General features: G+C 38.1%; 6 protein-coding genes. 3 read left to right on the forward strand and 3 right to left on the reverse strand.

Annotation, left to right across the window (positions count from 1 at the left end):
* Positions 1-110 precede the first annotated feature (110 nt).
* Complete coding sequence (gene lipB / locus IGQ45_12945) at positions 111-764, reverse strand: lipoyl(octanoyl) transferase LipB (protein MBF2058086.1); 654 nt, start codon at positions 762-764, stop codon at positions 111-113.
* Between the two features lie 117 nt (positions 765-881).
* Between lipB and IGQ45_12950 the strand changes: the two genes are divergently transcribed.
* From IGQ45_12950 to IGQ45_12960, 3 genes are all read left to right on the forward strand, one after another.
* On the forward strand, positions 882-1,865 hold the full coding sequence (locus IGQ45_12950; protein ID MBF2058087.1) for a Gfo/Idh/MocA family oxidoreductase: 984 nt from the start codon (positions 882-884) through the stop codon (positions 1,863-1,865).
* Positions 1,866-1,948: 83 nt separating this feature from the next.
* The gene (locus tag IGQ45_12955) at positions 1,949-2,431 is read left to right on the forward strand and encodes an apolipoprotein A1/A4/E family protein (GenBank protein MBF2058088.1); all 483 of its coding nucleotides are present in this window, start codon (positions 1,949-1,951) and stop codon (positions 2,429-2,431) included.
* A 277-nt stretch (positions 2,432-2,708) separates the two neighbouring features.
* On the forward strand, positions 2,709-4,235 hold the full coding sequence (locus IGQ45_12960; GenBank protein MBF2058089.1) for a ferredoxin:protochlorophyllide reductase (ATP-dependent) subunit B: 1,527 nt from the start codon (positions 2,709-2,711) through the stop codon (positions 4,233-4,235).
* Positions 4,236-4,387: 152 nt separating this feature from the next.
* Here the strand turns inward: IGQ45_12960 and IGQ45_12965 are convergent, their stop codons facing one another.
* Together IGQ45_12965 and IGQ45_12970 are read right to left on the reverse strand one after the other, a co-directional pair.
* Entirely contained in the window at positions 4,388-4,894 is a 507-nt protein-coding gene (locus tag IGQ45_12965; GenBank protein ID MBF2058090.1) for a prepilin-type N-terminal cleavage/methylation domain-containing protein, read from the reverse strand.
* 212 nt (positions 4,895-5,106) lie between these two features.
* Positions 5,107-5,757: a prepilin-type N-terminal cleavage/methylation domain-containing protein gene (locus IGQ45_12970; protein MBF2058091.1), complete on the reverse strand. Its 651-nt coding sequence runs from the start codon at positions 5,755-5,757 to the stop codon at positions 5,107-5,109.
* Positions 5,758-6,047: the final 290 nt, after the last annotated feature.

The following is a 6,047-nucleotide window of genomic DNA, read 5'->3' on the forward strand; positions in this document are numbered from 1 at the left end:
CGATTTTTTTGTTGGTTCGTTTACATCCCCCGTTGATTTCAGTGGGTATTTTTTTGTTGAGAAATTCAACGGGGGTCTTTCACTCACATTTCAAGATAATTTCTTATTTTTCACTCATAACCAAAAACTGCTTTAAAAACCTCGCTCAAATTTTGTTTAACTTCTACTATGTCAACATTTTCCACAAAATGAGATAATTTCGTCACTCCTTTATCCTTAATACCACAAGGGATAATCTCTTTAAAACCAGCCAAATCACAATTTACATTAAAGCTAAAACCGTGCATGGTAATCCAGCGTTTAACTTTGATACCCAGCGCCCCTACCTTTTCATTTTCTACCCAGACTCCCGTCAAACCCTGAATTCGCTTACCTTCCACCCCGTAAATTGCCAATAAATTAATCATCACTTGCTCTAAATTTCTCAGATACCAATGTAAATCCTGCTGATGATGCCGTAAATTTAAAATGGGATAAGCCACAATCTGACCGGGACAATGATATGTTACTTCTCCCCCCCTCTCGATGCGATATAACTCCCCTGTAAAGGTTTTTAGGTCAAATTTGAGGTTATCGAGGGTTGACCCTGTACCGAGAGTATAAACGGGGTTATGTTCAGCAATCAAAAGAATATCTGTTGAATTAGCATCGTTCAATCGTTGCTGTAATAATTGTTTTTGATATAGCCAAGCCTGATGATAGGAAATTAATCCCAAATCTTCAATTTGTAACTGTTTTGAAGATGAAGCATTGACTTGAATCATTATTTTACCTCTGAGGGGAAATTGACAATGGATAATGGATAATTGATAATGAGATGAAGATATAAGTAATTGTTTTCTAAATTCTAACTTCTCTTCCCCTTTGCCCTTTTGACTAATATGAACCAAGATTATAACATCAGAGAATTACCATTAAAAGTAGGTATTATTGGCACTGGATACGCCGCCGCTAGACGTGCGGAAGCCTTTAACGAATCACCTCATACTGAATTAGTGGCGGTGAGTGGGAATACTCCCGATAAAACCAAAGATTTTGCTCAAACCCACGGTATCCATCATATTTACAGTTGGCAGGATTTAATTAAAAATCAGTCCATTGATTTAGTCTGTATTTCTAATGTTAACTACCTCCATGGCACTATCGTGCGAGAAGCGCTGTTGGCTGATAAACACGTTATTGTCGAGTATCCCCTCACGATTCAACCGGCAGAAGCCCCAGAGTTGATTAATTTAGCTAAGGTAAAAAGAAAATTACTTCATATTGAGCATATCGAAATTTTAAGCGGTGTGCATCGGGCGCTGGTAGATAATCTTCATTTAATTGGTAATCCTTTCTTAGCACGTTATACTACCATTTTAGCCAAGCCCAAATTTACGCCTTATTGGACTTATAATCATCATGATTATGGTTTTCCTCTCATGGCGGCGCAGTCTCGTTTTAACCGTTTTACTAATATTTTTGGTGAAGTAGATCAAGTATATTGTGAAGGGCGCTTTTGGAATGCGCCCTCCGCCGGTTATTTTCATTCTTGTTGGTGTCAGGCGCAGTTGAAGTTTAAAAATCAGGTGGCGGTGACGGTTACTTATGGCAAGGGTGAAGTTTTTTCTGTCAGTAATCGCACTTTAGAAGTTTATGGCGATGAAGGAGTATTAATTTTTGAGGGCGAAAAGGGGAAATTATTACAAGGTGAGACAATAACAGAATTGGAAGTAGGTAGTCGGCGCGGTTTATTCGCCCAAGATACTCAATTAGTTTTAGCGCACCTCACCGATGGTCAACCTCTTTACATTAACAATATCGATAGTCTTTATAGTTTACAACTCGGAGGGAGGGCGCTGGATAGTTTCTCAGTTAACAAATAGAGAAGTAGGCTAGAATGAAAACCAAAAACAGTAGCGATGAACTACTCATTTTTCATTAACATTGAAATTAGGAATACTTGATCATGGCACAAACAGTCGAAGTTAGTTTGATTGATGTACTCAATAAATTAGACAGTAAAATCGATAAATTAGACAGTAAAATCGAGACTTTAGTCAATAAATTAGACAGTAAAATCGATAAATTAGACGGTAAAGTCGATGCTTTAGAAGAAAAACTAGACAACAAAATTGATGCTTTAGAAGAAAAACTAGATCACAAAATCGATGCTTTAGAAGAAAAACTAGATCACAAAATCGATGCTTTAGAAGAAAAACTAAACAACAAAATCGATAAATTAGATAGTAAAATCGATACTTTAGGAGAAACACTAGATAGTAAAATTGATACTTTGGAAGAAAAACTAGATAACAAAATTGACAAGCTAGAAATTTCTATTAATACTCGTTTCAATACTTTAACGCTAGGGTTTTTGGGTTTGGTTGGTGTCTTAGTAACAGGATTATTAGGAATTATTACTAAAGTCGTATTTTTCCCTAATATCTAAGTTTTTTGTTTCTCGCCTCGATGCGCAAAGGCGCAAAGGGAGTTTTCTGACAATCTAAAGTGTAGTTTAAGGAAATGAAAACTCCTGTAATCTTCATGAATCAAAACTTCTAACTTTATTCAGCAAACCTTGATTAACTTAATACTCTTTCATTATCCATTGTCAATTATCCATTGTCCATTGTTTAAATGAATATTTGTAAATGAAAAGGAGAATAAAGGGGAAAAAAGTAGCAAACTAAGAGGAGAAGCCATCACCCACTCGGAGATAAAAACCCATGAAACTAGCTTACTGGATGTATGCAGGACCAGCGCACATCGGCACTCTACGCATTGCCAGTTCATTTAAAAACGTCCATGCTATCATGCACGCACCCCTCGGCGATGATTATTTTAACGTTATGCGCTCCATGTTAGAGCGAGAAAGAGATTTTACCCCCGTTACTGCCAGTATTGTTGATCGTAACGTTTTAGCGCGCGGTTCCCAAGAAAAAGTTATTGATAATATTGTCAGAAAAGATCAAGAAGAAAGCCCCGATTTAATCGTCCTTACTCCTACTTGTACTTCTAGTATATTACAAGAAGATTTGCAAAATTTTGTCAGTCGAGCTCAGTTAAATAGTAAGGGTGATGTCATGTTAGCCGATGTTAACCATTACCGTTATAACGAGTTACAGGCGGCGGATCGTACTTTAGCGCAAATTGTCAAGTTTTACATCGAAAAAGCACAAAAAAAAGGCGATATAAGCACCACAAGGACTCCCCATCCTTCCGTTAATATTATTGGTATTTCTACCCTCGGTTTTCATAATCATCATGATTGTCGAGAGTTGAAAAAATTGATGGCAGATTTGGGTATTGAAATTAACCTGATTATTCCTGATAAAGCCACCGTTGAGGAGTTAAAAACTTTACCCCAAGCATGGTTTAACCTTTTGCCCTATCGTGAATTAGGCTTGGCTACCGCAGAATATTTACAAACGCAATTTGATCAACCGTTTGTTGATATAACCCCCATGGGAGTAGTAGAAACCGCGCGCTGTATCCGTAAAATACAAGAAGTGTTAACGGCGAAGGGCGCTGAGGTTGATTATGAGGATTTTATCGAGCATCAAACCCTTTATGTGTCTGAATCTGCTTGGTTTTCTCGCTCCATTGATTGCCAAAATTTAACAGGTAAAAAAGCGGTAGTTTTTGGCGATAATACCCATGCGGCATCCATGACAAAAATTTTAGTCAGGGAAATGGGTATTAATGTGGTTTTGGCTGGTACTTATTGCAAGTATGATGAGGATTGGTTTAGACGGGAAGTGAGTGAGTATTGCGATAATATTCTTGTCAGTGAGGATAATGGGGAAATTGGTGATGCTATTGCTAGGTTAGAGCCATCTGCCATTTTTGGCACACAAATGGAGCGTCATGTGGGTAAACGTCTTAATATTCCTTGCGGGGTAATTGCAGCGCCCATCCACATCCAAAACTTCCCCATTGGTTACAGACCATTTTTGGGTTATGAAGGTACTAATCAAATTACCGATTTAATCTATAATTCCTTTACCCTAGGAATGGAAGACCATTTATTAGAGATTTTTGGTGGGCATGATACCAAAGAAGTTATCACCAAAGGAATTTCGGCAGATTCTGACTTATTTTGGGATAAAGAAGCTCAAGGAGAGTTGAATAAAGTACCGGGTTTCGTGCGGGGAAAAGTTAAACGTAATACGGAGAAATTCGCCCGTGACAGAGGTTTTGAACAAATTACCCTCGAAGTGATGTACGCTGCCAAAGAGGCGGTGGGCGCTTAAATAGTTCTAGGGGAAAAGGTGGAATTGAATTATGAGGGTAATGGATAGTAGAAGGAATGAAGAATATAAAACTAATTGTTTTCTAAATTCTAACTTCCCCTCCCTTTTCTGCTCTTGCACCAATTTCGTGCAGGAAAAGATTGGGGTGATATCTATTTTAATCTCTCATTTACCCCACAATCTGTAGCGGTGAGGGGCGCTGCAATTTGAGACTCCACATCAAGAGACTGACAAGCAATGGTAAAATAGTCACCATCTTGGAAGAAAGTACCCCCAGCATAAGCCTTAGTACCATCAGCTTTGAAATTATTATTAACTAACTGAATTGTAGCGTTTGTGTCAGTGGTTTCAAACACATAATCATCAATATAACCACTGTTGATGGTTACATTTAAAGCCCTAAAAGTCTCTTGAAACGTTGTTCCATCAGCAAATACCTGTCTTTCCCAGTGGAAAGCCTGTTGCCCTCGATTTATCGTGCCTACTGCATTTCTAAACTCTACATCTCTGGCTTTTCCTACTTGCTTCAAAAAATTCGGTAACGCAATAGCAGAGAGAATACCGAGAATAATTATCACCACCAACAGTTCAACTAGGGTAAAACCTTGAGAGGAACGGTTAAGAGCAAAGATTAATTTGTAGGGTGTTGATTTCTTCATAATTGCTCTAGATTTGTCTAAGGAAAAATTAACACTTTATGACACTTAGCAGATTTGTTATTGTAAACCTATTAAAGACTAATCGGTTAAAAAATCTGGGAAACGTCATATATAAAATATTTTGTTTGAGTACTAGAATATAATAAAAGCCAGAAGTAAATCTTACAATCTGGCTTAATTTGTTTCGTAAAGTAAAAACTTATGATGGAAAATTATCTCACGGCAACGGCGGCGGCACCACAGTAAGTAGCACCAAAAGCAAAATAGCTGTTTCCATCATCAATAGAAACTTCTCCCAGACCACCCGTACTTTCTGGGTCAGTAGTGATAACAGTTAAACCAGAAGCAGTTAACGCACCAGGAAGACTAGATGCAACATCGTTACTTTGACAAACGATTTGAGCATATTCACCATTACGGTGGAGAATGGTTCCGGTATAAGCGCGAGTACCATCTTTTTTGAAGTTAGCGTTAACAGGAATGAAGGTCGCTGCTTCTGCACCTGTACCAGCTGGGAGCGCACCAATAGTAGTAGATGCCACAATACCATCAGCAGTGTCTGCTGCCAAATTACTCGTGATATACTCAGTAGGAATTTTTAAACCTAGGTTATCAATACCGGGGCTAAATACCTGGCGCTCGAAGTGGTAGGCTTGTTGAGAGCGGTTGATAGTACCTACAGCGTTTTTGATTTCGGTTTCTCTGGCTTTACCAACTTGTCCTAAGAGGTTAGGTAACGCAACTGCTGCTAATACACCGATGATGATAACTACTACTAAGAGTTCGATTAAGGTAAAACCTTCATTGTTGGCTTTCTTGTCACGAAGGTAGGATAAATATTTTAGGGTTACTTCTGGTTTCATTTTGATTATCTCCTGTGAGAGTTAATTTAAAAGTTTTTTTTCTCTAGTTCATAATGTACCCAACTTTGTTGAAAAATGATCATTTTTGTTTTAAGTTTTTTTAGCTATAGTCTCAATCACCCTGTGAGTATAAGTAGATAAAGGTTTGAGATTTTCAGAGCGAGTCGAGACATTTCGTTACATGACCAGTACGATTCTATCTTAAAAATGTCAAAAGAGGACTCCCGTTGAGTGCGACAACAAAAAAAAGACACTTCAAATCAACGGGAGACGGGGCTTATAAAGGGGCG

The sequence above is a fragment of the Cyanobacterium sp. T60_A2020_053 genome (assembly GCA_015272165.1).
Taxonomy (GTDB): domain Bacteria; phylum Cyanobacteriota; class Cyanobacteriia; order Cyanobacteriales; family Cyanobacteriaceae; genus Cyanobacterium.